This is a genomic window from Brevundimonas viscosa (genome assembly GCF_900116065.1).
GTDB lineage: Bacteria > Pseudomonadota > Alphaproteobacteria > Caulobacterales > Caulobacteraceae > Brevundimonas > Brevundimonas viscosa.
The window spans coordinates 1-25192 of sequence record NZ_FOZV01000006.1 but is presented as its reverse complement, the minus strand read 5'-3'; the positions used below and the strand labels follow the sequence as shown (position 1 = coordinate 25192).

34 protein-coding genes and 1 tRNA gene are annotated in these 25192 nt (G+C 70.3%); 6 read left to right on the top strand and 29 right to left on the bottom strand.

The features are described from left to right. Positions 1 to 3: 3 nt before the first annotated feature. Positions 4 to 213, bottom strand: a complete 210-nt coding sequence (locus BM333_RS11705) for a hypothetical protein (protein WP_092311695.1) — start codon at positions 211 to 213, stop codon at positions 4 to 6. Between the two features lie 11 nt (positions 214 to 224). Next, positions 225 to 1505, bottom strand: coding sequence for an isocitrate lyase (aceA, locus tag BM333_RS11700; RefSeq protein WP_092311692.1), 1281 nt, complete (start codon positions 1503 to 1505; stop codon positions 225 to 227). Positions 1506 to 1650: 145 nt separating this feature from the next. Here aceA and BM333_RS11695 point away from each other — a divergent pair, with 145 nt between their 5' ends. The 3 genes from BM333_RS11695 to BM333_RS11685 all read left to right on the top strand — a co-directional run bounded on the left by BM333_RS11695 (position 1651) and on the right by BM333_RS11685 (position 3711). Further along, positions 1651 to 3075 carry a helix-turn-helix domain-containing protein gene (locus BM333_RS11695; RefSeq protein WP_092311689.1) on the top strand — a complete coding sequence of 475 codons (1425 nt, stop codon included), beginning with the start codon at positions 1651 to 1653 and terminating at the stop codon, positions 3073 to 3075. A gap of 67 nt (positions 3076 to 3142) precedes the next feature. Next, the gene (locus BM333_RS11690) at positions 3143 to 3418 is read left to right on the top strand and encodes a type II toxin-antitoxin system HicB family antitoxin (protein WP_177221885.1); all 276 of its coding nucleotides are present in this window, start codon (positions 3143 to 3145) and stop codon (positions 3416 to 3418) included. 23 nt (positions 3419 to 3441) lie between these two features. Continuing rightward, positions 3442 to 3711: a type II toxin-antitoxin system RelE/ParE family toxin gene (locus BM333_RS11685; RefSeq protein WP_177221884.1), complete on the top strand. Its 270-nt coding sequence runs from the start codon at positions 3442 to 3444 to the stop codon at positions 3709 to 3711. Here BM333_RS11685 and BM333_RS11680 read toward each other — a convergent pair. Further along, positions 3708 to 5126 (bottom strand): gluzincin family metallopeptidase, encoded by a 1419-nt coding sequence (locus BM333_RS11680; protein WP_092311679.1) that lies wholly within the window; start codon positions 5124 to 5126, stop codon positions 3708 to 3710. The two genes, BM333_RS11685 and BM333_RS11680, sit on opposite strands and share 4 nt — an antisense overlap. Positions 5127 to 5190: 64 nt before the next feature. After that, positions 5191 to 6180 carry a helix-turn-helix transcriptional regulator gene (locus BM333_RS11675; RefSeq protein ID WP_092311676.1) on the bottom strand — a complete coding sequence of 330 codons (990 nt, stop codon included), beginning with the start codon at positions 6178 to 6180 and terminating at the stop codon, positions 5191 to 5193. Positions 6181 to 6269: 89 nt separating this feature from the next. Between BM333_RS11675 and BM333_RS11670 the strand changes: the two genes are divergently transcribed. Together BM333_RS11670 and BM333_RS11665 are read left to right on the top strand one after the other, a co-directional pair. Then, a complete protein-coding gene (locus BM333_RS11670) occupies positions 6270 to 6494 on the top strand; it encodes a hypothetical protein (protein ID WP_092311673.1) in 225 nt (74 codons plus the stop codon). Next, on the top strand, positions 6494 to 6745 hold the full coding sequence (locus tag BM333_RS11665) for a hypothetical protein (RefSeq protein ID WP_092311670.1): 252 nt from the start codon (positions 6494 to 6496) through the stop codon (positions 6743 to 6745). The genes BM333_RS11670 and BM333_RS11665 overlap by 1 nt, the downstream gene beginning before the upstream one ends. Here BM333_RS11665 and BM333_RS11660 read toward each other — a convergent pair whose 3' ends face one another. From BM333_RS11660 to BM333_RS11610, 11 genes are all read right to left on the bottom strand, one after another. Further along, entirely contained in the window at positions 6746 to 7168 is a 423-nt protein-coding gene (locus tag BM333_RS11660; protein WP_092311667.1) for a DUF1801 domain-containing protein, read from the bottom strand. Position 7169: 1 nt separating this feature from the next. Then, positions 7170 to 7427: a DUF2442 domain-containing protein gene (locus tag BM333_RS11655; RefSeq protein WP_092311664.1), complete on the bottom strand. Its 258-nt coding sequence runs from the start codon at positions 7425 to 7427 to the stop codon at positions 7170 to 7172. 565 nt (positions 7428 to 7992) lie between these two features. Then, the gene (locus BM333_RS11650; protein ID WP_092311661.1) at positions 7993 to 9408 is read right to left on the bottom strand and encodes an NAD(P)(+) transhydrogenase (Re/Si-specific) subunit beta; all 1416 of its coding nucleotides are present in this window, start codon (positions 9406 to 9408) and stop codon (positions 7993 to 7995) included. Between the two features lie 28 nt (positions 9409 to 9436). Then, positions 9437 to 9727, bottom strand: a complete 291-nt coding sequence (locus tag BM333_RS11645) for a hypothetical protein (RefSeq protein WP_092311658.1) — start codon at positions 9725 to 9727, stop codon at positions 9437 to 9439. Further along, the gene (locus BM333_RS11640) at positions 9724 to 10044 is read right to left on the bottom strand and encodes an NAD(P) transhydrogenase subunit alpha part 2 (protein WP_092311655.1); all 321 of its coding nucleotides are present in this window, start codon (positions 10042 to 10044) and stop codon (positions 9724 to 9726) included. Before BM333_RS11640 ends, BM333_RS11645 begins: the two co-directional genes overlap by 4 nt. Beyond that, entirely contained in the window at positions 10044 to 10277 is a 234-nt protein-coding gene (locus BM333_RS11635; RefSeq protein ID WP_143105821.1) for a hypothetical protein, read from the bottom strand. Before BM333_RS11635 ends, BM333_RS11640 begins: the two co-directional genes overlap by 1 nt. Further along, positions 10274 to 10510: a hypothetical protein gene (locus tag BM333_RS11630; protein WP_092311649.1), complete on the bottom strand. Its 237-nt coding sequence runs from the start codon at positions 10508 to 10510 to the stop codon at positions 10274 to 10276. Before BM333_RS11630 ends, BM333_RS11635 begins: the two co-directional genes overlap by 4 nt. Next, positions 10507 to 11640, bottom strand: a complete 1134-nt coding sequence (locus BM333_RS11625; protein WP_092311646.1) for a Re/Si-specific NAD(P)(+) transhydrogenase subunit alpha — start codon at positions 11638 to 11640, stop codon at positions 10507 to 10509. The genes BM333_RS11630 and BM333_RS11625 overlap by 4 nt, the downstream gene beginning before the upstream one ends. An 84-nt stretch (positions 11641 to 11724) precedes the next feature. Next, the gene (locus tag BM333_RS11620; RefSeq protein WP_092311643.1) at positions 11725 to 11982 is read right to left on the bottom strand and encodes an aa3-type cytochrome c oxidase subunit IV; all 258 of its coding nucleotides are present in this window, start codon (positions 11980 to 11982) and stop codon (positions 11725 to 11727) included. Between the two features lie 66 nt (positions 11983 to 12048). Next, entirely contained in the window at positions 12049 to 13401 is a 1353-nt protein-coding gene (locus BM333_RS11615) for a serine hydrolase domain-containing protein (protein WP_092311640.1), read from the bottom strand. Between the two features lie 35 nt (positions 13402 to 13436). After that, complete coding sequence (locus BM333_RS11610) at positions 13437 to 15239, bottom strand: M3 family oligoendopeptidase (RefSeq protein ID WP_092311637.1); 1803 nt, start codon at positions 15237 to 15239, stop codon at positions 13437 to 13439. A 103-nt stretch (positions 15240 to 15342) separates the two neighbouring features. Here BM333_RS11610 and BM333_RS11605 point away from each other — a divergent pair, with 103 nt between their 5' ends. After that, positions 15343 to 15813, top strand: coding sequence for a DUF1203 domain-containing protein (locus BM333_RS11605; protein ID WP_092311634.1), 471 nt, complete (start codon positions 15343 to 15345; stop codon positions 15811 to 15813). 3 nt (positions 15814 to 15816) lie between these two features. Here BM333_RS11605 and BM333_RS11600 read toward each other — a convergent pair whose 3' ends face one another. The 14 genes from BM333_RS11600 to BM333_RS11540 form a co-directional block, all read right to left on the bottom strand. After that, a complete protein-coding gene (locus tag BM333_RS11600; RefSeq protein ID WP_092311631.1) occupies positions 15817 to 16251 on the bottom strand; it encodes an NUDIX hydrolase in 435 nt (144 codons plus the stop codon). Beyond that, positions 16251 to 17252, bottom strand: a complete 1002-nt coding sequence (locus BM333_RS11595) for an inorganic phosphate transporter (protein ID WP_092311628.1) — start codon at positions 17250 to 17252, stop codon at positions 16251 to 16253. Before BM333_RS11595 ends, BM333_RS11600 begins: the two co-directional genes overlap by 1 nt. A gap of 12 nt (positions 17253 to 17264) precedes the next feature. Further along, a complete protein-coding gene (locus BM333_RS11590) occupies positions 17265 to 17909 on the bottom strand; it encodes a DUF47 domain-containing protein (protein WP_092311625.1) in 645 nt (214 codons plus the stop codon). Positions 17910 to 18012: 103 nt separating this feature from the next. Then, the gene (locus BM333_RS11585) at positions 18013 to 18522 is read right to left on the bottom strand and encodes a DUF2059 domain-containing protein (protein ID WP_092311622.1); all 510 of its coding nucleotides are present in this window, start codon (positions 18520 to 18522) and stop codon (positions 18013 to 18015) included. Positions 18523 to 18640: 118 nt separating this feature from the next. Further along, positions 18641 to 19330, bottom strand: coding sequence for a 50S ribosomal protein L1 (gene rplA / locus BM333_RS11580; protein ID WP_092311619.1), 690 nt, complete (start codon positions 19328 to 19330; stop codon positions 18641 to 18643). Positions 19331 to 19334: 4 nt separating this feature from the next. Further along, the gene (gene rplK, locus BM333_RS11575) at positions 19335 to 19766 is read right to left on the bottom strand and encodes a 50S ribosomal protein L11 (protein ID WP_092311616.1); all 432 of its coding nucleotides are present in this window, start codon (positions 19764 to 19766) and stop codon (positions 19335 to 19337) included. A gap of 262 nt (positions 19767 to 20028) precedes the next feature. Next, entirely contained in the window at positions 20029 to 20601 is a 573-nt protein-coding gene (gene nusG, locus BM333_RS11570) for a transcription termination/antitermination protein NusG (RefSeq protein ID WP_092311613.1), read from the bottom strand. 14 nt (positions 20602 to 20615) lie between these two features. Next, complete coding sequence (gene secE / locus BM333_RS11565) at positions 20616 to 20903, bottom strand: preprotein translocase subunit SecE (protein ID WP_092311609.1); 288 nt, start codon at positions 20901 to 20903, stop codon at positions 20616 to 20618. Positions 20904 to 20975: 72 nt separating this feature from the next. Then, positions 20976 to 21051: transfer RNA gene (locus tag BM333_RS11560), tRNA-Trp, on the bottom strand. An 85-nt stretch (positions 21052 to 21136) separates the two neighbouring features. Continuing rightward, positions 21137 to 21691, bottom strand: a complete 555-nt coding sequence (locus tag BM333_RS11555; protein ID WP_143105820.1) for a hypothetical protein — start codon at positions 21689 to 21691, stop codon at positions 21137 to 21139. A 56-nt stretch (positions 21692 to 21747) separates the two neighbouring features. Continuing rightward, positions 21748 to 23088 carry a hemolysin family protein gene (locus BM333_RS11550; protein WP_177221883.1) on the bottom strand — a complete coding sequence of 447 codons (1341 nt, stop codon included), beginning with the start codon at positions 23086 to 23088 and terminating at the stop codon, positions 21748 to 21750. A 92-nt stretch (positions 23089 to 23180) separates the two neighbouring features. Next, positions 23181 to 23309, bottom strand: coding sequence for a hypothetical protein (locus BM333_RS16275; RefSeq protein ID WP_281246053.1), 129 nt, complete (start codon positions 23307 to 23309; stop codon positions 23181 to 23183). Between the two features lie 134 nt (positions 23310 to 23443). Further along, complete coding sequence (locus BM333_RS11545) at positions 23444 to 24793, bottom strand: mechanosensitive ion channel (RefSeq protein WP_245777253.1); 1350 nt, start codon at positions 24791 to 24793, stop codon at positions 23444 to 23446. Between the two features lie 170 nt (positions 24794 to 24963). Then, a partial coding sequence (locus BM333_RS11540; protein ID WP_483861818.1) for an EF-Tu C-terminal domain-related protein occupies positions 24964 to 25192 on the bottom strand: 229 nt, incomplete at its 5' end.

Sequence of the window (25192 nt, the reverse complement as noted above, 5' to 3'; positions counted from 1 at the left end):
GCGTCACTCGTAGCCGTGCGCCGCCTCGTTGATGACCTGCGAGGGCATCTGCGAGAAGTCGACGCTGACCGGCTGCGCCAGCCGGGTGCGGAAGGTCTTGATCACGTGCTCCAGCCGGCGGCGCACCTCACGCTCGGCCTCGGTCGACATGTCGACCTTCAGGGGCTCGAGGCAGAAGTCGATGATGGCCTGGCTGCTGGTCATCGGTTCCATGGGGCTTCTCCTTACTCCGCCGCCACGAACTGGGCGGCCTCGGTGGAATCCTTCAGGGCGGTGGTCGACGACCGGCCGCTCGAGATGACGGTGGCGACCTGGTCGAAATAGCCGGTGCCGACCTCGCGCTGGTGGCGGGTGGCCGTGTAGCCGCGCGCCTCGTTGGCGAACTCGCGCTGCTGCAGCTCGGAGTAGGCGGCCATGCCGCGGTCCCGATAGCCGTCGGCCAGCTCGAACATCGAGTTGTTCAGGGCATGGAAGCCCGCCAGCGTCACGAACTGGAACTTGTAGCCCATGGCCCCCAGCTCGCGCTGGAAGCGGGCGATGGTGTCCTTGTCGAGCTTGGCTTCCCAGTTGAACGACGGCGAGCAATTGTAGGCCATCAGCTTGCCCGGGTGCGCCTTCTGGATCGCCTCCGCGAACCGGCGCGCATCGTCGAGGTCCGGATGGGAGGTCTCCCACCACAGCAGATCGGCGTACTTCGCATAGGCCAGGCCGCGGGCGATGCAGTGATCCAGCCCGGTCCCCTTCCTCAGCCGGAAGAAGCCCTCCGGCGTGCGGTCCTCGCGGTCGATGAACGGGTGGTCCCGCTCGTCGACGTCGGAGGTGATCAGCTGGGCGCTCTCGGCGTCGGTCCGCGCCACCGTCAGGGTGGCCACGCCGCAGACGTCGGCCGCCAGACGCGCCGCGATCAGGTTGCGCTCGTGCGCCTGGGTGGGGATCAGTACCTTTCCGCCCAGGTGGCCGCACTTCTTCTCCGAGGCCAGCTGATCCTCGAAGTGGACGCCCGCGGCGCCCGCCTCGATGAAAGCCTTCATGATCTCGAAGCTGTTCAGCGGTCCGCCGAAGCCGGCCTCGGCGTCGGCCACGATAGGGGCGAACCAGTCCCGCTTCGCCCCGCCCTCCGCATGCTCGATCTGGTCGGCGCGCTGCAGGGTGCGGTTGATGCGTCGGCACAGCTCGGGCGCCGCATTCGCCGGATACAGCGACTGGTCGGGATACATGGCCCCGGCGGTGTTGGCGTCGGCGGCGACCTGCCAGCCCGACAGATAGATCGCCTTCAGTCCCGCCTTGACCATCTGCATGGCTTGGTTGCCGGTCACCGCACCGAGCGCGTTGACGTAGGGCTCGCTGTGCAGCAGCTCCCACAGGCGGTTTGCGCCGCGTTCCGCCAGGGTGTGGGTGATCGGAACCGAACCCCGAAGACGCAACACATCTTGCGGCGTATACGGGCGCTCGACGCCGTCGAAGCGGCCGGCGGGCGACGGGACGAGATCTGCGAAGCTGGTCATGGGCGTTCTCCGGTGCCGATGCGCGGCGGTGTCAGGGAGAAGAACACCCCGAAGTCAAAGTCGATACAGACAAGACTGTTCTGATGAGGTCGTTTGGTCACATCATGACATTTGCAGTTGAGTCATTTTATGACATGCTCCGGGCATGGAGACCGCGGATCGCAAACTGTTCTTGGGCGGCCGCCTCAAGCGGTTGCGGCGGGATCTCGGTCTGACCCAGACGGCGATGGCGGGCGACCTCGGCTGCTCGCCCAGCTATCTCAACCACATCGAGCGCAACCAGCGGCCCGTCTCGGCCCAGCTGCTGCTGCGCCTGGCCGAGACCTACGATGTCGACCTCCGGAGCTTCGGCCCCTCCGGCGGCCCGGCCACCGAGGCGACCCTGTCCGAGGCCTTCGCCGATCCGGTGTTCCACGGCCTGACCGTGCCGCGCCACGAGATCGTCCAGCTAGCCGAGGACCAGCCCGCCGCCGCCGACGCCGTCCTGCGCCTGTACCGCGCCTTCGCCGACCGCCGCGCCCGCGACCGGGCCGAGGCGGACGCCGCCGGCGGGTCAGGCGACGAGACCCCGGCCGACTGGGTTCGGGAGTATGTGCAGTCGAAGCGCAACCACTTCCCCGAGCTCGACGCCGCCGGCGAGATCCTCGCCGCGGAGCTGGAGGCCGGGACGCCCGGCGAGCCGTTCGAGACCCGCGCCCGGGCCCGGTTGCAGACGCGCCACGGCCTGACGGTCCGCACCCTGCCCGACGACGTCATGGTCGAATGGACCCGCCGATTCGACCCGCACCGCCGCCGCCTGCTGCTGTCGGAGACGCTGGGCCCCTCCTCCCGCGCCTTCGCCGTCGCCTTCCAACTGGCCCTGGCCGAGCACGACGCCGAACTGACCGCCCTTGCCGACGCCGCCAACGCCCCCGACGAGCCCACCCGCCGCCTGCTCAAGGTGTCGCTGGCCAACACCCTCGCCGCCGCGATCCTGATGCCCTACGCCGCCTTCCAGGCTGCGGCCGAGGCCGCCGGTTACGACCTCGCCCGGCTGCAAGCCCGCTTCGGCGTCTCCTTCGAACAGGCGGCGCACCGACTGACCACCCTGTCGCGGCCCACGGCCCGGGGCGTGCCCTTCTTCCTGATGCGGGTCGATCAGGCCGGCAACGTGTCCAAGCGCTTCGCCGCAGGCGCCTTCCCCTTCTCCCGCTTCGGCGGCGCCTGCCCGCGCTGGCGGCTGCATTCGGCCTTCCGCACCCCCGGCCGCATCGTCACCCAGATCGTCGAGACGCCGGACGGCCAGCGCTGGTTCACCCTCGCCCGCACCGTCGACCGGCAGGGCCGCGACGCCTTCACCGAGACCCACGACCTCGCCGTCGGCCTCGGCTGCGAGCTGAAGCACGCCCACCGTCTGGTCTACGCCCGCGGCCTCGATCTCGCTGCGCCTGAGGTCACCCCCATCGGCCCCGCCTGCCGGCTCTGCCACCGTCACCCCTGCGCTGAACGCGCCGCCCCGCCGGTCGACCGTCCGTTGACCGTGGACGACTGGTCGAAGTCGGTCAGTCCGTATCCGTTCGCGGCAGGGTGAGGCTTCCTACCTGCGGTTGGTGGAGCCGGTTGGGCGCCTCTGATAATCTGATCTTATGGCGGATCAGATGCTGACTCTTGAGCTGGACGATGAACTCCATTCTCGCATGACGGCTGCGGCCGCCGAGAAGGGCCTGTCGCTTGAGGCGTGGGCGCGACACCAGCTCGAGGCCGCCGTCGGTGTTGCCGGAGTGCGGGAGGAGGCGGGAGCCTTTGTCGCAGGCGTCGACTGGACGGAGGCCGACCGCCGCCTTGCCGAATATGACCGCACGGGCGACCACGTCGACGCCGAAGCCTGGCTGACGGAGCTTGAAGCCGAGGTCCGTGCCCGTCGGCCCGGGTGACCAACCCGCTACCGGTCCGGGTCTTGCCCGCCGCCCGGGTCGATCAGGCGCGGCTGGCCGCCTACCTCGCCGGGCGCAGCCCCGAAGCCGCTGCCCGGGCGATCGACGTGCTGCGCGAGGCCTTCCGTCGCCTGTCCCGCCACCCTGCGCTGGGCCGCCCGGTCGGAAACGCGCGTCATGAACTCTCCGTACGCTTCGGCGGCGGCGGCTACGTGATCCAGTATCGCGTCGACCCGGACGCCGTGATCGTCGTCCGCGTCTTCCATAGCCGGGAGCGACGCCCACGCTTCTAGGCCAGCCGAACCTCGTCCTCTTCGAACAGGACAGCCACCCCGCTCCGCCCGAGCAGCCGCGCCACCACCCCCGCCGCATCCTCCGCCCCCCGGTCCAGCAGCGTCTCCATGTCCGCCCGGAGCGACGGATCGCCGGACACCGCGTCGAGCCGGTCCAGCCACTCCGCCCGGGTCAGCACCTCGTCCTCGCGGTTCGCGTCGATCAGTGGTCGCAGGAAGTCGAACCAGTCGCCCCCCGTGGCCCGCTTCTGCGCCGCCTCGGCGACCAGGGCGAACACCGCCCCGCAGGCGTAGTGGGCCTTGAACTCGCCCCGGTCGACCGAAGTCGACACCGGCTGGTCGGCGAAGTCGACGCACGCGTCCACCGCCGCCTGCAGCCGTTCCCGCGCCTCGAAAGCGGGGTCGATGGCCTGCATGGCGCGGATCGCCATCAGATCCGCCCCGCCCTCGGTGATCCACGAATCCTCCGGCGTGGCGTAGCGCACCGTCTGGCCGAGCCAGAAATGGGCGCTCTCGTGCCCGATGAACCACCGCGCCATGTCGCGCACCCCGGCGGAGGGCTGGAGCACGCCCTCCCCCTCGAAGGCCATCACCACCAGGCCGGGCAGGACGCTGCCGGCCATGCTGGTCTTTCCGGGCGTCGGCCCGGTCCAGCTCATCATGACCGTCGGCGCGGTGGACTCGCCGGGCCCCAGCCGGGCGGCGTACTGCTCCCCCACGCGCGGCGCCCAGTCCGCCAGCTCGTCCGCGATCCATCCCGGCAGGCCCGGATCGACCACCGTCGACAGCCCGTCGCCGGCGACTAGCTCGGCCGGTCCGAACAGGATGTAGGTCCCGACGCGGCTCGACTCCGGCGCCTCGAGCCGCTGGCCCTGCACGAGGACCGGCCCGTCCGCGTCGCTCCAGGTCACCCGGGCGGGGCCGGACTGGTCGACCAGCGGGCCCAGATCCCGGGGCAGCGCCTCCAGCTCGTCGGCGGAGGCCAGGGGGATCAGGTGGAAGACCTCGCTATACCAGGCGGCCGCGCCGTTGGAGAACATCAGCACCGGATCGTAACTGGCCTGCAGGTCGATGAAGCGCGGCTCCATCCGCAGGCGCACCCGTCGCGGCACGGGCGCCCCGTTCACACCGCGCAGCACGTCGCGGCCCCCTACCGTCTCCAGCCGGGCTCCCGGGGTCTCCACCGTCCACTGATGCAGCCGCCACCCTCGACCGTCGCCCAGCGGTTCGGAGTCGCCAAACACCCACAGCGGCGCGTCGCGATCGAGGGTCAGGTCGAGCGTCCAGACGCCCGCCTCGTGGTGCACCACGGCGGCGACCGGCGCTTCCGGCGTCTCCGCCGCGGCAGGTGCGGCCGCCAGCGTCATGGCGGCCAGCGTCAGGACGGCCAGCGCGGCGCCCGGGATGCGGATCATGGGGAGTTCTCCTCGACCCCGCCGCCGTAGCCGTCCCGCCGAACGTCGTCAGCTTAAGCTTTGGTCAGGCTTGCGCCGCTTCGAGGGCGCGGCTGGCCGCCGCCAGTTCGCCGGCCATGACGGCCTTGAGCCGCGGCGGCTGCAGGATCGTCACCTCCTCGCCCCAGGTGAACAGGTGCCAGGCCAGCTCGCGCATGCCCGAGGCGCGGAAGCGCACCAGCACCGAGCCGTCAGCCTGGTCCTCCACCGTCTGCGTCGGGTGCCAGCGCCACGCCCGCGCCTCCTCCGCCCCCTCGCGCGAGACCCGCAGCACCACGTCCGCGATCTCGTCCTGATAGATGCCGAAGGACTGGCTGGCGAAGACCGACAGGTCGAAGTCCGCGGGCGGCGACGCCACGCCCGGCTCGGCGCGCACCGCGCTCATCCGGTCGAGACGGAAGGTGCGGATGCTCCCCGTCTCTCCCTCGGCGGCGACCAGGTAGTTGGCGCGGCCGAACATCACCCCGCACGGCGCCACGCTGCGCCGCCGCGCCTCGGCGCCCGGGCGGCTGTAGATGAACCCCAGCGGCTGGCCGGCGAGAATGGCTTGGCGGATCTCGGTCAGCACCGCCTCGTCGGCCGAGGGCCGCGGCCCGGCCTGGACGGCGATGGTCTCGGCCCGCACCAGCGCCTCGAGATCGGGGGCCAGCCGGTTCAGCGTCGTCGAGCGCATCGCCGATTTCAGCTTCCTCTCGAGGCCCTCCAGCGCCGCCGCCCGCGCCGGCTCGCCCGCCGCGCGCAGGGCCTGCGCCGCCTTGGCCAGTTCGACCAGCTCCTCCGTGGTCGGCGCCTGTTCGAACGCCGACAGGCCGCCGCGAATGCGCCAGCGCTTGAAGGGCGGGTCCGACACCTCCTCGGCCTGCGGAAACAGGTCCAGCACGGCGTCGCGCATGCGCTCGACGGTGCGACGGCCGACGCCCATCTCGCGGCCCATGTCGTCCAGCGTCAGGCCCTCGGCGCTGGCCGCCATGCGCCGCGCAAGCTCGATCACCTGTCCCGCCTTCTCGAGTCTCATGCCTGGGAAGGAAGCATACGACCGATTCTGACGCAACGCTGCTTCATAGTCGAACCATCGACAGACACACCCCTCCCCGGAGCAGTTCCATGGCCCGCGCCTTCGCCCCCCACGCCGAGATCGCCGCCCACCGCTACCTGATCGTCCCCTGCGAGGCCGAGCCCGGCCTGGCGGTGATCTGGGACCGGCTGGAGGAACAGGTGATCGACGTCATCGACGCCCGCCAGTCGGCCCGCTACGCCGACGAGGACGCCCTGTGGGACGAGGCCCGCCCGGCCTTCGACCCGGCCGAAGACTTCCGCATGGCCGCCTGATGGTCTTCGCTGCGTGGCTGGTCGCCGCCGTCATCCTGCTCGTCTTCTTCGGGACATGGGCGCTCCAGATCGCCTTGTGGCTGCTGATGTTGGCGTTGCGGCTCGCCGCATGGACCGGAATGGTCCTCTTCGGCCTGGTCTCCCTGCTCGCCCTCGCCCTGATCGATCGGCGGCAGCTGGCGCGGATCTGGCGCAACGAATGCGCTCACGCCGCGGCCGAAGCGGTCGTCCGGCGCGAGCGGTGGAGCTGATCAGCCGGGGTAGCGGGCCCTGAGCGAGGCCGCCGACGCCGCCGCCATCTCCTTCAGCACCGCCGCGTCCACGTCCGCCAGCCGGTTGACGTAGACGCAGCCCTTGCCCGCCTTGTGCTTGCCCAGCCGGCCCAGCAGCTCATCCCGTCGTTCCTCGCAGCCCGACAGGTAGAAGACCAGATTGGCCTTGCGCGGGGAAAACCCGACCAGCGGCGCGTCGCCCTCGTGCCCGCTGTCATACCGGTAGTGGTACGCCCCGAAGCCCACGATCGACGGCCCCCACATCGTCGCCGGCTCGCCCGTCGCCTCGGCCAGCAGGGCGCAGGCCGCCTCGGCGTCGGCGCGCCGGTTCGGGTCCTCCACCGCCGCGATGAAATCGGCGACGGAGAGGGCGGTGGGTTTGGTCTTCTGTTCGGCGGCCATGTCAGGCGGCCTCTGGCGCGGACGCCCTGAGCAGACCGGCCACACTGATATCCTCGTCGATTTCGGACCAGTGGATGCCGAGACCGGCAGCCGCCTCTTCCCAGTTCGCCCGCTGGGCCGGCGTGGCGGCCTTCAGGCGCGGGAACCAGTCCAGCGGCGCCGCCAGCCGGCGCCCATCGGGCAGACGCACAATCAGCTCGTCGTCGGCAACCTCGACGCCGACGACCCGCTCATCGATCCTGACGGCCGAAATAGCCATTCCGAGCCTCCAGAAAGCCGATCCGCTCCTCGCTGACCTTGCCAAGGATCTCGGCCATCTCCTTTGGCAGAATAGCCGAAATTACGAGCGGCCGCGACCGGGCTCAGCCAGACCCTGGCCATTCACGATCCAACTGACCGCCAGGCGCCGTCACGAAAGATGACCCGCGCTCCCGGCCCTCCACCATACCAGGGAATGTTGGGCATTCCCCGTGTCCAGCCGCCCCCCGAGAACTCGTACCGGGTGTTCGGCTTCAAGGGAGCCGGCCCCTCGCGTGTCACCAGCCCGTCGGGAGCCCGACCGTAGGTCACGGACTCGACCGTGACGCACCCGGCTTCCGCATTCCCGATCCGCCAGATCGGGCTGCGCGGAGCGGGTGCGCCGGCTTCGTAGACGGTGACGCTATCGAGACAAACCCGTTCCGCTCTCCCGCCGGGGCCGGAGAATGTGATGACAGGGCTTCCGAGCGGGCCGGTGATGGCGATCTCCATCGTGGTCGAGCAGGCTCCGACACCGAGGCACAGAACGGCGACGCCGCTGCCGACGACGATGCGGTGCGCCCCCGTCACAGCCCCTTCACGATCCCCTCGACCATCTTCTTGGCGTCGGCGAACAGCATCATGGTGTTGTCGCGGAAAAACAGTTCGTTCTCGACCCCGGCGTAGCCCGAGCCCATCGAGCGTTTCACGAACAGCACCGTGCCGGCCTTCTCCACGTCCAGCACCGGCATGCCGTAGATCGGGCTCTGCGGGTCGGTCTTGGCGGCGGGGTTGGTGACGTCGTTGGCGCCGATGACGAAGGCGACGTCGCAGCTGGCGAACTCGGCGTTGATGTCCTCCAGCTCGAACACCTCGTCATAGGGCACGTTGGCCTCGGCCAGCAGCACGTTCATGTGCCCCGGCATGCGGCCGGCGACGGGGTGGATGGCGTACTTCACCTCGACCCCCTCCTCCTTCAGCTTGTCGGCCATTTCGCGCAGCGCGTGCTGGGCCTGGGCCACGGCCATGCCGTAGCCGGGGACGATGATGACCTTCGAAGCGTTCTTGAGGATGAAGGCGGCGTCGTCGGCCGAGCCCTGCTTGACCGGCCGGGTCTCCACCGCCCCGCCGCCCGCGGCCGCCGTCTCGCCGCCGAAACCGCCGAGGATCACCGAGATGAAGCTGCGGTTCATGCCCTTGCACATGATGTAGCTCAGGATCGCGCCCGAGCTTCCGACCAGCGCCCCGGTGATGATCAGGGCGATGTTCTCGAGGGTGAAGCCCAGCGCCGCCGCGGCCCAGCCCGAGTAGGAGTTGAGCATCGACACCACCACCGGCATGTCGGCCCCGCCGATGGGGATGATCAGGGTCGCCCCGAGGATCAGCGCCAGTCCGAACACGCCCCAGAAGGCCCAGGTCGCCGTCCCGCCGGTGCCGATCAGGATGCCGATCAGCAGCACCAGCGCCAGGCCCAGGCCGATGTTGATCAGGTGCCGCGCCGGCAGCAGGATCGGCGCGCCTGACATGTTGCCGTTCAGCTTGGCGAAGGCGATCACCGAGCCGGTGAAGGTCACCGCCCCGATGGCCACGCCGAGGCTCAGCTCGATGATCGACAGGGTCTTGATGCCGCCGGCCGCCGTGGCGATGCCGAAGCTCTCGGGCGCATAGACCGCCCCCACCGCCACGAGGCAGGCGGCCATGCCGACCAGCGAGTGGAAGGCGGCGACCAGCTGCGGCATCTGGGTCATCTGCACCCGTCCGGCGATCAGCGCCCCCGCCCCGCCGCCGACCACCACCCCGCCGAGGATCAGCCCGGCGGTCAGCAGGTCCAGCGCGCCCGACGACCACAGCGTCAGCAGGGTCACCCCGACGGCCAGCGCCATGCCGACCATGCCGAAGGTGTTGCCCCGGCGGCTGGTCTCGGGGCTCGACAGCCCGCGCAGGCTGAGGATGAACAGGACGCCGGCGACCAGATAGGCCAGGGCTGCGATGGATGCGTTCATTCGGTCAGCTCCCCCTCATCCTCTTCGCTCACCGGCCTCCGGGCCGCGGCCCCGCCGTCCGGGCCAGCCGCCACAGGGCGGCGGCGATGAACAGCGGCCCGAGGAAGACCATGGCCCAGTCGACCACGCCCATCGACTTCTCCTGGGCCACGATGCGCAGCAGGATCGACGAGAACAGCAGCACCACCCCGCAGTCGAGGAAGCGCAGCTTTCGGATGGCGTCCTTCTCGCCGAACCAGCTCCACAGCCACAGGCCGAAGCCGATCGCGGTGGCGACCCACGACGCCGCGACGGCGATCTGGACGACGTCGAGGGTCATGCGGCGTCGGCTTTCGGCCGTTCCTTCTTGCGGTACATGGCCAGCATCCTGCGCGTGACCATGAAGCCGCCGAAGATGTTGACGCTGGCCAGCGTCACCGCCGCCACGCCGGCACCCCTGGCGATCCAGCCGTCGCCGCCGGTCAGCGCCGCCGCCGCGATCAGCCCGCCGACCACGATCACCGAGGAGATGGCGTTGGTCACCGCCATCAGCGGCGTGTGCAGCGCCGGCGTGACCGACCAGACGACGTAGTAGCCGACGAAGATGGCCAGCACGAAGATGGCCAGGCGGAAGACGGTGGGGTCGACGTGTTCCATCAGTTCTGTCCTCTAGCCGCGGCGCGCTCGTCGGAAATTGTCCAGATCCAGAGGACCACACCGATGGCGAAAGGCGGCAGGCCGCTCTGCAGTCCGCCGGCCGGGTCTGCCCATCTCGCGCCGGTCGGCGACAGAAGGAAGTTCCAGACGGGCGTCATCAGAACTCCGAAGCCCCACACGCCGAGCAACGTGCCGACAACCCGCATGGCGAGGCGTACGAAGGTGCGCATCACCCCTTCCCTCCAGACCGCTCCAGGCGCGCGTCGATGCTCACCAGCAGACGGAGAACACCACCGAGGAAGGCGCTGCCGGCGACCACCCTCAGAAAGGAACCGATGGCCGCACCGACGGTCGCCTCATCGAGCGCCATCTGGAGGATCACCAGAACGAGCGCAGAGGCCGGACCTCCGATCAGGATCACCATCGCGATAAGGCTCAGGATTTTCCGAAGTCGGTCGGAGATCATCCCCTCACCCCCTCGTGCACCACGGCCCCGCCGTGCGTCACCGCCGCCGCCCTGAGGATATCGTCCTCAAGATCCACCGCCAGCGCCCCGTCCTTCACCAGCAGCCCGGTGAAGGCGACGAGGTTGCGCGCATAGAGGGCCGAGGCGTCCGCCGCGATCCGCCCGGCCATGTTGGTCCAGCCGACGATCTTCACCCCGTTCGGGGTCGTCGCGACCTCGCCCGCCTTCGCCCCCTCGACGTTGCCGCCGTTGTCGATGGCCAGGTCGACGATCACCGAGCCCGGCTTCATCGAGGCCACGTGGGCCGCCGTCACCAGGCGCGGCGCGGGACGGCCCGGGATGAGGGCGGTGGTGACGACCACGTCCTGCTTGACGATGTGGCTTGCCGTCAGCTCGGCCTGTTTCGCCTGATACTCCGGCGACATCGGCTTGGCGTAGCCGCCCGCCGTCTCCGCCGCCCGGAACTCCTCGTCCTCGACCGCGACGAACTTGGCGCCCAGGCTCTCGACCTGCTCCTTCGACGCCGGCCGGACGTCGGTGGCGGTGACCACCGCGCCCAGCCGTCGCGCCGTGGCGACGGCCTGCAAGCCCGCCACGCCGGCGCCCATGACGAACACCTTGGCGGCGGCGACCGTGCCGGCCGCGGTCATCATCATCGGAAAGCCCTTGCCGTAGGCGTACGCCGCCTCGATCACCGCCCGGTAGCCGGCCAGGTTGGCCTGGGACGACAGGGCGTCCATCACCTGGGCCCGGGTGATGCGCGGCACGAACTCCATGGCGAAGGCGGTCACGCCCGCCCCGGCCAGCGCCGCCACCGTCTCCTTTTCGCGATACGCATCGAGCAGGGCCACGACCACCGCCCCGGGCCTCAGGGCGCTCGTCTCCTGCGCCGTCGGCCCGCGCACTTTCAGCAGGACGTCGGCCCCGGCCAGCGCAGCCTTGGTGTCGGGCGCCACCGTCGCGCCGGCGGCGGCGTAGTCGGCGTCGGGGATCGACGAGCCCAGCCCGGTCCCGGCCTCCACCGTCACCGTCGCGCCCAGCGCCGTCAGTTTCTTCACGGTTTCGGGCGTCAGCGCGCAGCGGGTTTCCCCGTCGCGGCGTTCGCGGGTCACGGCGATGGCGACAGCCAAGCGAATCCCTCCGTCCGATCCAGACGAAGGAACGTTAGGCGCAAGCGGAAGGGTGCGTAAAGCGCCGCCCGCGGGCGGTCAGGCTCAATGCGCGGCGGTCTTCGGCTTCTTCAGCAGGAACCAGCCGGCGACCATGATCACCACGAAGGCGATGGCCCCGCCGATGAAGCTGCCGTTGGGCATGAACCAGATGGTCAGGAAGGCCACCACCGCCGCCGTCAGCAGCGAGCCCCACTTGGCCAGACCCATGAACAGCCGGAAGGTCGACTCCTGCTCGGAGATCTCCTGGCTGCCGTGCACGTAGTCGTCGTGCGCGTCGTGGGCGGTGTGCGGCTCGGCCATGTCGGTGTCCGGAATCTCGAAAGACGGTTGCCGCCCTTATAGCGGCGCGCGCCGTCCGCTCAAGCCTCAGTCCAGCGCCGCCAGCACGTCGCGAGTGAAGGCGATGTGGTCGAACCGCTTGCCCGCCGGGTCCTCGCCGCGTCGTACGATGACGATGTCGCGGCTGGGGACGATGATCACGTACTGGCCGCGGTTGCCGTTGGCCGAAATGGCGTCCGCAGGGATGCCCTCGCTCTTGTCGAACAGCCAGAAGGTCGCACCATAGCCCTGCTCGCCTGACGGCTGCGGCCCGGAGGGGCGCGAGACGTACGCCAGCCATCCTTCGGGCAGGATGCGCTCGCCGCCCATCATGCCGTCGTCCAGATACAGCTGCCCGAAGCGGGCCAGATCCCGCGCCGTCGACCACACCTGGCTGGACAGGATGTAGTTCCCCCGCCAGTCGGTCTCGGCCCAGGTGTCGTGCATGCCCAGCCGGGCGAACAGCTCCGCCGGCGGATGCGCCTCAAAGGTCCCGGCCACGCCCAGCACCGCCAGCAGGGTGTCGTTGTTGGCGTAGCGGTAACGCGTCCCCGGCGGCGCGATCAGCGGCCAGGTCGGCGCCTGCTCGTCCACGCCCACCCCGCCGAAATAGAGGGCGTCTGTCCGGTTGCCGGCCGTGTCGCTGGTCAGGCCCGAGGCCATGCGCAGCAGGTTGTCGAGCGTGATCGCCTGCCGCGGATCGCCCGGCCGGCTCCAGTCGGCGATCGCCGCCGGGGCGTTCACATCGACCTCGCCACGCTGAACGGCGGCCCCGATGAGCGTCCCCGCCAGCGACTTGGCGACCGACCAGGTGCGCTGGGGCGTGTCCACCCCGAAACCGTCGGCGTACGCCTCCGCCACCAGCCGCCCGTCCTGCAGCACCACCACCGCCGTGCTGTTGGCGCCGTCGCCATAGCGGCCGGCGAACGCCCCTTCGACCGCCGCGTTCAGAAGCGCGGCGTTCCCGCGCGGAGCGCCGGCCTCGAACGGCCGGTTGGCGCGAGGCTCCCCCCGGCCCGCTGCCGCCACCGTCCCGGTCCAGCCCACCGGCATGATGCTGCAGCCCCGCTCCGGCGACCACACCGCCGTCCGCGGCGGCATGGCGTCATCCCATGGCACCGTCACGGCCCGTTCGCCGACCTCCGCCGCCATCTCCCGCACCAGCGGCTCCAGCTCCGGGTAGATCCCGACCAGCTCGTGGGCCTCGACGCTCTCCAGCGTCCGCTCGCCGCCCGCCGCCTCGGCGTTCTTCAGCGCGCCGCAGACCATCAGCGCCTTGTACCCGGCGGCCATGGCCCGGATTGGGGCGGGCGCCTCGGCCACGGCAGTCGGCAGCGGCGTCTGGGAAGCCGCGGTCAGCGGGGCGGCGGCCAGCGCCGCGGCGAGGATCAGGGTGCGCATGCGCCGACGCTCGCCGCCCGCGCCGCCCCAGTCAATCAGAACGTCGCCTCGAACTGGTCCACCAGCCGCTCCAGCCGCTTCGTGCCGATGGTCCAGAAGGCCGGGTCGCGGGGATTCAGCCCGAACGGGGCCAGGGCCTCGACGTAGCTCTTCGATCCTCCGCCCGCGAGCAGTTCCCGGTACAACGGCGTGAACCCGGCCGGGTCCTTGGCCCGGGTCTCCATCAGCGCCGCCACCAGCAGATCGCCGAAGGCGTAGGCGTAGACGTAGAACGGCGCGTGCACGAAGTGGCTGACATAGGCCCACCAGTGCTCATAGCCGTCGTTCAGCGTCACCGCCGGGCCCAGCGAGCCGCCCATCTCCTCCAGCCAGATCTGGTTGATGCGCTCGACCGGCAGCTCGCCCGCCGCGCGCTCGTCGTGGAAGCGCGTCTCGAAGCGATGGAAGGCGATCTGGCGGACCACGGTGTTCAGCCCGTCCTCGATCCGCCCGGCCAGCAGGCCGCGCCTCTCGGCCGCCGGCGCCGTCTTCAGCAGCCGGTCGAAGGTCAGTCCCTCGGCGAAGATTGAGGCCGTCTCGGCGAGGGTCAGCGGCGTGTCGGCCAGCAGGCTCCCCTGCCCCGCCGCCAGGGTCTGGTGCACCCCGTGGCCCAGCTCGTGCGCCAGGGTCAACACGTCGCGCCGCTCGCCCATCCAGTTCAGGAACACATACGGGTGGCGGTCCGCCGTCACCGGATGGGCGTAGGCCCCGGACTGCTTGCCCGGCCGCGCCTTGCCGTCGATCCACGGCCGGTCGAAAAAGCCCCGCGCCCGCTCGGCGAATTCGTCGCCGAGGTCGGCGAAGCTCTCCAGCACCAGCTCCCGCCCCTGGCCCCAGTCGAAGCCGCGCGGCGCGGTGGTCTCCAGCGGCGCGTTGCGGTCCCACTGCTCCAGCTTCGCCTTGCCGAGCGCGCGGGCCTTGAGCGCATAATAGCGGTGCGACAGGCGCGGATAGGCCTCGGCGACCGCCTCCGCCATGGCGTCCACCGCCTCGCCGTCGACCTCGTTGGCCAGATGGCGGCTGTCGGCCGGGCGATTGAAGCCGCGCCAGCGGTCCTCCAGCGCCTTGTCGGCCGCGACCGTGTTCAGCACCAGGGCCATGGTCCCGGCGCGGGCGCCCAGCGCCTCGTTCAGCCCCTCGGCCGCCGCCTGCCGCCGCGCCGACTTGGGGTCCGATAGCCGGTTCAGCGCCTCCGACAGGGTCAGCTCGTCGTTGCCGGCCTTCACCTTCATCGCCGCCAGCGTCTCGTCGAACAGTCGCGGCCACTGCGCGCTGATCGGTCCCCGCTCGGCGAGGAAGGTCTCCAGCTCGTGCGACAGCTCGTGCGGCTTCATCGCCCGCACCCGCCGCAGCCACGGCCGCCAGCGCCCCGGCGCGGGCGCGGCCTTTAGGGCGGCGTCGATCTCCGCCTCCTCCAGTTGGTTGATCTCCAGCGTGACCCAGATGGTCGAGGCGGCGATGGTCGTGCCCTTCTCCCGGATCGTCGCCTCGAAGCCCTGGGCCGCGGCGTCGTTGCGGTTGGTGGAGGCGGCGAGGAAGGCGTAGGCGCCAAGGCCGCCCAGCACGTCCGAGGCCTGCTCGTACAGCGTCACGGCCCGGTCCAGCCGCTCCCCCAGCAGTCCGGGCTCGGCGCGGGCGGCTGCCAGCCGCCCCTGCAGGGCGTTGAGCTCCGCCACGAGCGCGCGGGCGCGCTCAAGATCGGCCTCGATGCGCGGATCCTCGCGCGAGGCGTAGAGGTCGGTCAGGTCCCACAGCGGGGCGTCGTGTGGATCGGCGGGGGTCTGGAAGGGTGCGTTCATGCCCTTCCTTTTGGGGAGCCGCGCCGTGCGGCGCAACGGCCGAAAGCCGCCAGACGCACCGCCGGCGGCGCGTCACCTTGCCCGCGAAGGAGACCTGACCCCCATGCACTTCCGCCTCCACGCCCTCCCCCTGGCCCCGTTCCGGCCGCTGTTCGAGCTCGACGACGCCGGCCTCGCCGCGCTCGGCGCCCGGCGCATGACCGTCGACGCCCCGCACAGCGCCCCGTGCCGGGTCAGCCTCGCCGACGCCGCCCCCGGCGAGCGGCTGATCCTGCTCAACCACCGCCACCTCGACGCCCCGTCCAGTCCCTATCGCTCGGAGGGCCCCGTCTTCGTCCGGGAGGCCGCGGTGGAGGCGTCGCCCGCCGCGGGGGAGATCCCGGACATGGTCGCCCGCCGGCTGCTGTCGGTCCGGCTTTACGACGCCGACTGGATGATGCTGGACGCCGATGTCGTCGACGGGGCGGGCCTGGCGGATCGTCTGGCGGACTGGCTGGCGACGCCGTCGGCGGCCGCGGCCCACATCCACACCGCCCGCCGCGGCTGCTTCCTGGCGGCGGCGACCCGGGCCTGAGTTTCAGGCGGCGAAGGCGGCGATCAGGGCCTTCAGCTCCGGCTCGTCGACGCGCCGCTCCGCCTCCGCCCCCGACACCCACTCCCGCGTCCGCTCCGCCTTCTCCTTCCAGTCCTCGTGCTCGCACGTGACCTCGAGCGGGAAGACCGCGACCACGCACCAGCGCGGCGCCCGGCGCTTCAGGACCTTGAGGTAGCGGAAGGTGCCGAACGGTTGGTCGACCACGTCGCCCTCGACGCCGGCCTCCTCCAGCGCCTCCTGGGCCGCCGCCTCCGCGTCGGTCTTGCCCGCCATGCGGCCGCCCTTGGGGGTGACCCAGCGCCGGGTCTCGCGCGAGGTGACCAGCAGGATCTCGACGCCGTCGGGTCCGCGCCGCCACGGCAGGGCCGCCACCTGGCGGCGCTCGCTGCGTTCGGTGCGGGTCGGATCCTCGGCCATCAGCTCAGGAACAACCCGCCGAGCCAGAAGAAGATCGCCCCGATCGCCGCCGCCGCCGGCATGGTGATGAACCAGGCGGTGACGATGCTGCGCGCCACGCCCCAGCGCACCGCGCTGGCCCGCCGCGCCGCGCCGACGCCGATGATCGAGCCGGTGATGGTGTGGGTCGTCGACACAGGGATGCCCATGCCCGTGGCCATGAACAGGGTGATGGCCCCGCCGGTCTCGGCGCAGAAGCCCTGCTGCGGGCTCAGCCGGGTGATCCGCGACCCCATGGTGTGGACGATGCGCCAGCCGCCGAACAGGGTGCCCAGGGCGATCGCCGCCTGACACGTGATCACCACCCAGAACGGCACGTGGAACTCGTCACCCAGCATGCCGCGCGAGAACAGCAGCACGGCGATGATGCCCATGGTCTTCTGCGCGTCGTTGCCGCCATGGCCCAGCGAATAGGCCGAGGCCGAGACGAACTGCAGCCGCCGGAAGATGCGGTCGGCGAACGACGGATTGGCCCGGGCGAACAGCCATGACACGACCAGCACCAGCAGCAGCGCCAGCGAGAAGCCGACGGCCGGCGACAGGAAGATGGCCATGACCGTCTTGGTCACCCCGCCGACCACTACCGCGCCGGTCCCGGCCTTGGCGATTCCCGCCCCCAGAAGGCCGCCGATCAGGGCGTGCGAGCTGGACGACGGAATGCCGGCCAGCCAGGTGATGACGTTCCAGCTGATCGCCCCCATCAGGGCGCCGAAGATCACCTGGTCCGAGATGATGTCCGGCGAGACGATGCCCCGCCCGATGGTGTCGGCCACGTGCAGGCCGAAGAAGAGGAAGGCGATGAAGTTGAAGAAGGCGGCCCAGCCCACCGCATAGATCGGCGGCAGCACCCGGGTCGCCACGATGGTGGCGATCGAGTTGGCGGCGTCGTGCAGGCCGTTCAGGAAGTCGAACAGCAGGGCGACGGCGATCAGGAAGATCAGGATCAGCAGGGCGCCGTCCATGGAGCGGCTCCCCTACAGGTGCTCGACGAGCACGCCGTTGATCCGGTTGGCCACGTCCTCGAAGCGGTCGACCACCTTTTCCAGATGATCGTAGACCTCGGCGCAGGTCAGGAAGGCCATGGCGTCGCCGTGGCGATGCTCCAGGAACAGCGCCCTCATGCCGAGGTCGTAGAGGTCGTCGGATCGGCTCTCCAGGCGGGCGATCTTCTCGGTCAGCTCGTTCAGCCGTCCATGGTTCTTGCGCATCGCCGGCAGCAGCGACACCGCCTCGACCGTCAGGGCCGCCGCCTCCACCGCCACGTCGCCCAGTTCGCGCATGTGCGGCGCGAACTCGCGGATCTCGTAGAGGGTGATGACCTTGGCGGTCTTCTGCATCTGGTCGACGGAGTCGTCGAGCGAGTTGGTCAGGCCGCGGATGTCCGACCGATCGAAGGGCGTGATGAAGCTGCGTCGCACCGCGAACAGCACCTCGCGGGCCACCGCGTCGGCCTCGTGCTCATGATCGACGATCTTCTGGCACCAGTGCGGAACCTCGTCGCCGCCCTCGAGCACCTTGCGCAGCGCCTCGGCCCCCTTGATCAGGGTCCCGGCGTGGGCGTCGAACAGACGGAAGAAGTTGTCTTCCTTGGGCAGCAGCGCCTGGAACCAGCCCAGCATCGGCGAATCTCCCGGGAATCGCGATCAGCGACCGCGCGTCAGTCCCGCACGGCGGCGATTGCGTCAACCCGTCAGCGCCCGGAGGGTTCGTCATATAATTGAACTAGCGCGACGCCTTCGCCTCGGCCTCCGCCAGGGCCTCGCAGTCGAACCGCTGGCAGAACTTCTCCATCAGCCCGACCATTCGCGGCATCAGCATCGGCGTCATCACCCGCTGCATCTCGAAATTCAGCTCGACCTGCTTGCGGACCAGGGATCGCCCCAGCGGCGAGGTGTAGAAGTCGATGGCGGCCTGCAGCTCGGCGACGGTGAAGGAGTCCGCCACGTCGTCGCGAAGCTCACGGATGGTGTCGTTCATCACCTCCCGGACCATGTTGGTGACCTCGTCCGCCACCCACGTCTGCTGCTCCGCGGGCAAGCCGCTCCCGACGTAGTCGGCCTCGATCTGTTCGCGCAGCTGCTTGAACAGTTCGCCGCCCTGGGTCAGCTCCAGGTACTGGCCGGCCAGCGCGAGATGGCGTTCGCGTCCCCCGTCCGGAGTGCCTGTCGACTGGGCCGCCGCGGGGGCCGCGAGGGCCAGCCAGATCGCCGCGATGATGACGGATGCGCGCATTGGTTCTCCCCCCGGTCGCCAGCGGGCATCCTCCGGCGCCGGACGCGCGACCGCAAACGAAAACGACCCCGGAGATCGCTCTCCGGGGCCGTCCTCATTCAGTCGCGATCCGGAAGGATCAGGCGCCCAGCGAAGCCGGGTCGACCTTGAAGCCCGGGCCCATCGTCGAGGACAGGCTGATGCGCTTCACATAGGTGCCCTTGGCGCCCGACGGCTTGGCGCGGACGAGGGCGTCCACCATCGCCTTGACGTTGGCTTCCAGGGCGGCCTGGTCGAACGAGGCCTTGCCGATGCCGGCGTGGACGATGCCCGCCTTCTCGACGCGGAACTCGACGGCGCCGCCCTTGGCGTCCTTGACGGCCTGGGCCACGTTCGGGGTCACGGTGCCGACCTTGGGGTTCGGCATCAGGCCGCGGGGGCCCAGCACCTTACCCAGACGGCCGACGAGGGCCATCATGTCCGGCGAGGCGATCACCCGGTCGAACTCCATGAAGCCGCCGTTGATCTTCTCGTACAGGTCTTCGGCGCCGACGTGCTCGGCCCCGGCCGCGCGGGCCTCGTCGGCCTTGGCGTCCTTGGCGAAGACGGCGACGCGGACGTCGCGGCCCGTGCCCGACGGCAGGTTGACCACGCCGCGGACCTGCTGGTCGGCGTGACGCGGGTCGACGCCCAGGTTGACGGCGATCTCGATCGACTCGTCGAACTTGGCCTTGGCGTTTTCCTTGACCGCCTTGATGGCGTCGGCGAACGGCATCAGCGCCTCGCGGTCGCCGGTCCAGGCCTGGATGCGCTTGGGTTGCTTGGCCATGAGCTTAGCCCTCCACCACGTTCAGGCCCATGGCCTTGGCCGAGCCTTCGATGATCTTGGCCGCGGCCTCGATGTCGTTGGCGTTCAGATCCTTCATCTTCTTTTCGGCGATCTCGCGCAGTTGCGTCTGCGTGATCTTGCCGACCGTCTCGCGGCCGGTCAGCTTCGCGCCCGACTTCAGACCGGCGGCCTGCTTCAGGTAGAAGGTCGCCGGCGGCGTCTTGGTGACGAAGGTGAACGACTTGTCCTGGTAGACGGTGATCACGGTCGGAAGCGGGGTGCCCTTGGCTTCCTTCTCGGTGCGCGCGTTGAACTCCTTGCAGAAGCCCATGATGTTGACGCCGCGTTGACCGAGGGCCGGGCCGATCGGCGGCGACGGGGTCGCGGAGCCGGCGGGCACCTGCAGCTTGATGTAGCCGAGAATCTTCTTGGCCATTGGTCTCTCCTAAGGAATAGCCCCGGGCGGGCCCGGGGCCGGTGAGCCGTGGTGCGGCATGGCGGCCTCCCACGGATTTGCCGCACGGCCGGCGCAGGGCCGGGCGAGCGAAGGCGCGCCTGTATCAGAGCGCCCCCGCAAAAGCAAACGGCGGCCCGGAAAGGACCGCCGTCGCCGGGTGTATCAGTTGTCGACCGTGTCCCGCCTGTCCCGGCGGGATGTCGCGGATGTCCACCGTCGGATGTCCACCTTGTCCGCCGGCTCAGGCCGCCGTCTTTTCCACCTGGTTGTACTCCAGGTCGACCGGGGTCGGGCGGCCGAAGATCGACACCGCCACGCGCAGGCGGGCGTTGTCCTCGTCGACGCTCTCCACCTGGCCGTCGAAGCTGGCGAACGGACCGTCGATGACCTTGACCGTCTCGCCGATGTCGAAGCGGATGGTCGGCTTCGGACGCTCCACGCCCTCCTCGACCGCGCCGATGATGTTCTGGACCTCGCGCTCGGAGACCGGCAGCGGCTTGGTGCCGCCGGCGGCGCCGAGGAAGCCGGTCACCTTCGGCGTGTTCTTGACCAGGTGATAGGCGTCGTCGGTCATCTCCATCTTCACCAGCACGTAGCCGGGGAAGAATTTGCGCTCCGAGTTCACCTTGCGGCCGCGGCGGATCTCCACGACCTCCTCGGTCGGCACCAGGATCTCCGAGAAGGCATCCTCCAGCCCCTGCTGCCGCGCCTGCTCGCGCAGCTGCTCGGCGACCTTCTTCTCGAAGTTCGAATAGGCGTGGACGATGTACCACTTGTGCCGGGGATTGGCGGGCTTGGGCGCGACGTCGGTCATGAATTGCGTCTCTCTTACTGGCCGATCGCGAGCACGAAGCGCGACAGGAAGGCCAGGGCGGTGTCGACCACGAAGAAGAAGACCGCCGCGATCGCCACCATGATGAACACCATCACCGAGGTGATCCACGTCTCCTTGCGGCTCGGCCACACGATCTTGCGCCCTTCGGCGCGCACCTGGCTGATGAATTGCGGGATCGAGGTCCGCTTCTTCGGCGCGGGCGCGTCGGCCGCGACGGCGGCGCCGGCGATGGCCGGCTGGGCGGTCTGGGGGCGGCGGCCCGGGGTCTTGGCCTTGGCCATGCGGGTCTCTTCAAACAGTGAATCCTGACGCCGTCAGATAGGAAGTCCCATCCGACGGCGACAGGGAGAAAATGGCAGGAGTTGGGGGACTCGAACCCACGACCCCCGGTTTTGGAGACCGGTGCTCTACCAGCTGAGCTAAACTCCTGGACGAGGCGCGAAGCACCGCGAGTGACCCCGCTGCGCATCCGTTTCGCCAGAGCCGGGGTGATTACCAGCGCGGCCCGGCCATATCAAGGCCGAGCCGGCGAGATCGGCCCCTGCTCTCCTTGCGCCCCCGGCGTAAGGAAGACGGGCCGGAACGCGTCAGCCAGCGCCCGGCGCGCCTCGGCTCCGTCGCTGCTCTGGCAACTGCGCGTGACGGCCAGCAGGTCCGGCCCCTCGCGCCAGACCCAGAAGCTGTGGTCGGTGTGGATCGTGGCGTGCAGGCTGAAGCTGGCGGTGACGTAGCGCCGTTCCGGCCGTCCGGGAGCGGCGGGCTCGATCCCCGCGTCCGCATCCGTGATTCCCGCGCTCCTCGCCGAGTCCAGTTCGCCCTCGACCAGCCGCGCCGCCAGCGCCGCCGGATCGACGTCGACGGCGGGGCGCGTGACCCGGAAGGTGCACAGGTCGCCGGTGCTCCGGCCGAGCCTGTAGCGCCGGAATCGCCACCCCTCTCCGGGCCCGACCATCTCCAGCCGGAAGCCGGGCGGGGCCTGGACCTCGATGGCCTCGCCGATCGCCACCGGCTCGCCGCCCCCGCCCACCGAGGCGCAACCCGCAGCCGTCGCCGCCAGGACCGTGATCACGACCGCCTCCGCCCGTCGCGCCGCCATTGCCCTCACGTGCTCTCCCCCCGTCGACGTCAGCCCTGTTCGTCCTGGTGCGCCTGCACCGCCGCCCTCTCGTCCGACTTCTCGACCACCTGCCGGAACAGTAGCTTGTCGATGCGGCGGTCGTCCATGTCGATGACCTCGACCTCGAAACGGCCCAGCTGCAGCACCTCGCCCTCGTCCGGCACGCGGGACAGCTGGTGCAGCACCAGGCCGGCGACGGTGTGGAAGCCCTCCTGGTCGCCGAAATCCTCGCCCAGCAGATCGCACAGGTCCTCGAGGTCGGTCTGGCCGTCGACCAGCCAGCTGCCGTCCTCGCGCTGGCGCACCATGGCCTCGCCCTCGTCGTGGCCCTCGTCGAAGTCGCCGGCGATCATCTCCAGCAGGTCGGTGGCCGTGACCACCCCCTCGAAGGCCCCGAACTCGTCGACGAGGAAGGCCATATGCACCTTGGAGGCCTTCAGGATCTCCAGCGCCTTCAACACCGAGGTCGACTGCGGGATGAAGGCGGGCGTCTGCACCAGCCGCTCGACGTTGAACTCGCCGTTGTCCAGCAGGCTGTCGAGCAGATCCTTCTTGTGGACCACCCCCAGCGGATTATCGACGTCGTTCTCGCGCGCCACCACGATGCGCGAATAGGGGCAGGTGCGGATCTCCTGGCGGAGCTGTTCCTCGCTGTCGTCCAGCGCGATCCAGAACACCTCGTGGCGCGGGGTCATGGCCACCCGGATCGGACGGTCGCCGAGGGTCAGGATCTCCTCGATCATCTCTTGTTCTTCGGGTTCGATCAGCCCCGCGGAGGTGCCCTCGGCGAGGATGGTCTCGACCTCCTCCTGGGTGACGTCGGTGCCGTCGCGGTCCTTCACCCCCATCAGCTTGAGGATGCCCGAGGTGGAGGCGGTCAGCAGCAGCACGAACGGCTTCAGCACGATCGCCAGCGTCGAGATCGGCGCCGCCATCTTGGCGGCGATGGCTTCCGGGAAGATCAGCGCCAGCCGCTTGGGCACCAGCTCGCCGACGATCAGCGACACATAGGTGATGAACACGACCACGATCGCCGTGGCGATGAACTGGGAATAGGGCGCCATCGCCGGGACCGAGGTCTCGAGGATGCGGTCCAGTTCGCCGGCGATGGTGGCCTGCCCGTAGGCGCCCGCGAGGATGCCGATCAGGGTGATGCCGACCTGCACCGCCGACAGGAAGTGGGTCGGCTCCTCGGCGAGGTGGAGGGCGGCGCGGGCGCCGCGGTCGCCGCGCTCGGCGCGGCTCTGCAGGCGGGACTTGCGGGAGGAAACGACCGCGAGCTCGGTCATGGCGAACAGGCCGTTCAGCACCACGAGGAGCAGGACGACGGCGATGGCTATGGCTAACATCTAGGAGGGTGCGGAACCGGCGCGGCGCGACAGTCGGCGTCCGCCCGCCGATGATAGGGGCCTTTCCGGCCGTTCGCCACGATTTCGTGCGATCAGTCGGACCGGCCGCCCTCGACGGCGCCGTAGGGGCCGCGGGCGCCGCCGTCGTCGGGCAGGGCCGCACAGGCCGACATGCCGATCAGGGTGCCGATGAACAGGCCGATGTGAAGCGCACGCCGCATGTGGTTACCGATTTCCTAACGCCGGAACCGAACGTAGCGCCGGCGGTGGGGTTCCGCGCAAGCGCGGTCGCCTCGGGGGCGAAAGAAAGGGGCGCCGCCGGCGGCGACGCCCCTGTCCGGCGAGCCGGCCGGTCTCAGGCCAGCGGGTCGGCGCCCCGGCCGCCGCGGCGCGTCAGCCGGTCGGCCCAGGTCTGCGCCACCTGTCCGGCCGCCGGGCGACCGCCCAGGCCGAAGGCCAGCGCCGCCGCCACCGCCGCGGCGCCGAGGATCAGGCCGAAGGCGAGCAGCACGATGTCGTCGGCGATGCCCATGAAGCGCAGGCCCATGGCCGTGGCCAGGGCGATGGTCGCCCAGCGCACCAGGGTCGAGGCGAAACGATCGGCCCCGGCCGTGCCGCGGTCGATCAGCCGCGCCAGCAGGTCGGCGATCAGCACGCCGGCGGTGATGATCACCCCGCCGACGATGACCCGGCCGGCGAGGCCGAGGATCTCCTCGACCATGGCGGCGAAGGTGGCGAACTCCAGCAGCCGCGCCGCCTCGATGGCGGTGAAGGCGACGATGGCGACCATGACCAGCTTGCCGACCACCCGTGACGGCGTCATCGGCTTCGGCGCCTCGGCGCCGCCCAGCACCGCCGCCGTCGCCGGGGTGACGTCGCCGGCGTAGGGGGCCGTGGCCGGGGCGGGCTCGGCGGCGCGGTCGCGGCCGGCCAGGCTCATGAAGCCCGACACGCTGCGGTCGAAGCCGGTCGCCGGCAGCACCCGCTCGACCACCTGGGCCACCCAGCGGCCGATGAACCAGCCCAGCGCCAGCACGATGGCCGCGGCCAGCACCCGCGGAATGGCGTCGAACACCGTCGACAGCACCGCCACCGCCGGCACGGTCAGCGACTCGATGCCCAGCTGCTCCAGCGCCGCGATGGTGATGGGGATCAGCACCAGCACGAACACCAGGGTGCCCAGCGCCGTGCTCACCCCGGTCGAGCCGGTGGCGCGCGACAGGCCGGCCTTGTCCAGCCAGCGGTCGGCGTTGGCCGCCTGCAGCGCCGCCTCCACCACCCGCCGGGCCAGGGTCGCCACCACGAAGCCGATGAAGAAGATCAGCGCCGCGCCGAGCAGGTTGGGCAGGAAGGCCGCGATCTGGCCCAGAAGGGTGTTCAGCGGCGCCGCCACCTGTCCGAGGTTCAGCACGCCGAGGGCGGCGATGACGCCGAACAGCAGGATCAGCCAGAAGGCCACGTCGCCGAGGCTGTGGCCGATGGTGTGCCTCGGATTGTCGCTGAGGTTGGCCTTCGCCGCCCCGGGGATGCGGTTGATGCCCTTGGCCAGGGCCCATTTCACCGCCTTGCCGATGAACCAGGCGGCGATGAGGATCAGCGCCGCGCCGAGCAGCCGCGGCAGCCACTCCTCGATCAGCCGCTCCCAGCCGATGAACTCGTATCCGGTGTCGTACATGAACCCCTGCCCGTCTGCGCCACGGGCCATCCGCGGCGTTCTCGGCGGGTTCAACCACCACAGGGCGAACCGGGTTCCGGCCGATCCGTTCCCGATGGCGAAACGGCCCCCGGATCGCTCCGGGGGCCGCTCTGTCTTCAGTCTCGCGTCACGCGCTCAAGCAGCGAGCGACCGCGTCGCGAGCGATAGCGCCCTTGGCGTTACTCGGTGATCTTGGAGACCACGCCGGCTCCGACCGTGCGGCCGCCTTCGCGGATGGCGAAGCGGAGCTTCTCTTCCATGGCGATCGGGGTGATCAGCTCGACGTTCAGCTCGGCGTTGTCGCCGGGCATGATCATCTCGACGCCTTCCTTCAGGTGCACGATGCCGGTCACGTCGGTGGTGCGGAAGTAGAACTGCGGACGGTAGTTGGTGAAGAACGGGGTGTGA

Excerpts from the sequence above, each read along its gene's own strand:
- BM333_RS11660 (WP_092311667.1), bottom strand. The coding sequence starts at position 7,168 with ATGGCCGCCGAACAGAAGACCAAACCCACCGCCCTCTCCGTCGCCGAT.
- BM333_RS11620 (WP_092311643.1), bottom strand. The coding sequence starts at position 11,982 with ATGGCCGAGCCGCACACCGCCCACGACGCGCACGACGACTACGTGCAC.
- rplK (WP_092311616.1), bottom strand. The coding sequence starts at position 19,766 with ATGGCCAAGAAGATTCTCGGCTACATCAAGCTGCAGGTGCCCGCCGGC.
- BM333_RS16275 (WP_281246053.1), bottom strand. The coding sequence starts at position 23,309 with ATGCGGCGTGCGCTTCACATCGGCCTGTTCATCGGCACCCTGATCGGC.
- BM333_RS11640 (WP_092311655.1), bottom strand. The coding sequence starts at position 10,044 with ATGGAACACGTCGACCCCACCGTCTTCCGCCTGGCCATCTTCGTGCTG.
- BM333_RS11695 (WP_092311689.1), top strand. The coding sequence starts at position 1,651 with ATGGAGACCGCGGATCGCAAACTGTTCTTGGGCGGCCGCCTCAAGCGG.
- BM333_RS11605 (WP_092311634.1), top strand. The coding sequence starts at position 15,343 with ATGCACTTCCGCCTCCACGCCCTCCCCCTGGCCCCGTTCCGGCCGCTG.
- BM333_RS11590 (WP_092311625.1), bottom strand. The coding sequence starts at position 17,909 with ATGCTGGGCTGGTTCCAGGCGCTGCTGCCCAAGGAAGACAACTTCTTC.
- BM333_RS11690 (WP_177221885.1), top strand. The coding sequence starts at position 3,143 with ATGCTGACTCTTGAGCTGGACGATGAACTCCATTCTCGCATGACGGCT.
- aceA (WP_092311692.1), bottom strand. The coding sequence starts at position 1,505 with ATGACCAGCTTCGCAGATCTCGTCCCGTCGCCCGCCGGCCGCTTCGAC.
- rplA (WP_092311619.1), bottom strand. The coding sequence starts at position 19,330 with ATGGCCAAGCAACCCAAGCGCATCCAGGCCTGGACCGGCGACCGCGAG.
- secE (WP_092311609.1), bottom strand. The coding sequence starts at position 20,903 with ATGGCCAAGGCCAAGACCCCGGGCCGCCGCCCCCAGACCGCCCAGCCG.
- BM333_RS11645 (WP_092311658.1), bottom strand. The coding sequence starts at position 9,727 with ATGACCCTCGACGTCGTCCAGATCGCCGTCGCGGCGTCGTGGGTCGCC.
- BM333_RS11670 (WP_092311673.1), top strand. The coding sequence starts at position 6,270 with ATGGCCCGCGCCTTCGCCCCCCACGCCGAGATCGCCGCCCACCGCTAC.
- BM333_RS11600 (WP_092311631.1), bottom strand. The coding sequence starts at position 16,251 with ATGGCCGAGGATCCGACCCGCACCGAACGCAGCGAGCGCCGCCAGGTG.
- BM333_RS11655 (WP_092311664.1), bottom strand. The coding sequence starts at position 7,427 with ATGGCTATTTCGGCCGTCAGGATCGATGAGCGGGTCGTCGGCGTCGAG.
- BM333_RS11615 (WP_092311640.1), bottom strand. The coding sequence starts at position 13,401 with ATGCGCACCCTGATCCTCGCCGCGGCGCTGGCCGCCGCCCCGCTGACC.
- BM333_RS11680 (WP_092311679.1), bottom strand. The coding sequence starts at position 5,126 with ATGATCCGCATCCCGGGCGCCGCGCTGGCCGTCCTGACGCTGGCCGCC.
- BM333_RS11650 (WP_092311661.1), bottom strand. The coding sequence starts at position 9,408 with ATGAACGCATCCATCGCAGCCCTGGCCTATCTGGTCGCCGGCGTCCTG.
- BM333_RS11595 (WP_092311628.1), bottom strand. The coding sequence starts at position 17,252 with ATGGACGGCGCCCTGCTGATCCTGATCTTCCTGATCGCCGTCGCCCTG.
- BM333_RS11665 (WP_092311670.1), top strand. The coding sequence starts at position 6,494 with ATGGTCTTCGCTGCGTGGCTGGTCGCCGCCGTCATCCTGCTCGTCTTC.
- BM333_RS11675 (WP_092311676.1), bottom strand. The coding sequence starts at position 6,180 with ATGAGACTCGAGAAGGCGGGACAGGTGATCGAGCTTGCGCGGCGCATG.
- BM333_RS11545 (WP_245777253.1), bottom strand. The coding sequence starts at position 24,793 with ATGGCCCGTGGCGCAGACGGGCAGGGGTTCATGTACGACACCGGATAC.
- BM333_RS11630 (WP_092311649.1), bottom strand. The coding sequence starts at position 10,510 with ATGATCTCCGACCGACTTCGGAAAATCCTGAGCCTTATCGCGATGGTG.
- BM333_RS11585 (WP_092311622.1), bottom strand. The coding sequence starts at position 18,522 with ATGCGCGCATCCGTCATCATCGCGGCGATCTGGCTGGCCCTCGCGGCC.
- nusG (WP_092311613.1), bottom strand. The coding sequence starts at position 20,601 with ATGACCGACGTCGCGCCCAAGCCCGCCAATCCCCGGCACAAGTGGTAC.
- BM333_RS11705 (WP_092311695.1), bottom strand. The coding sequence starts at position 213 with ATGGAACCGATGACCAGCAGCCAGGCCATCATCGACTTCTGCCTCGAG.
- BM333_RS11610 (WP_092311637.1), bottom strand. The coding sequence starts at position 15,239 with ATGAACGCACCCTTCCAGACCCCCGCCGATCCACACGACGCCCCGCTG.
- BM333_RS11550 (WP_177221883.1), bottom strand. The coding sequence starts at position 23,088 with ATGTTAGCCATAGCCATCGCCGTCGTCCTGCTCCTCGTGGTGCTGAAC.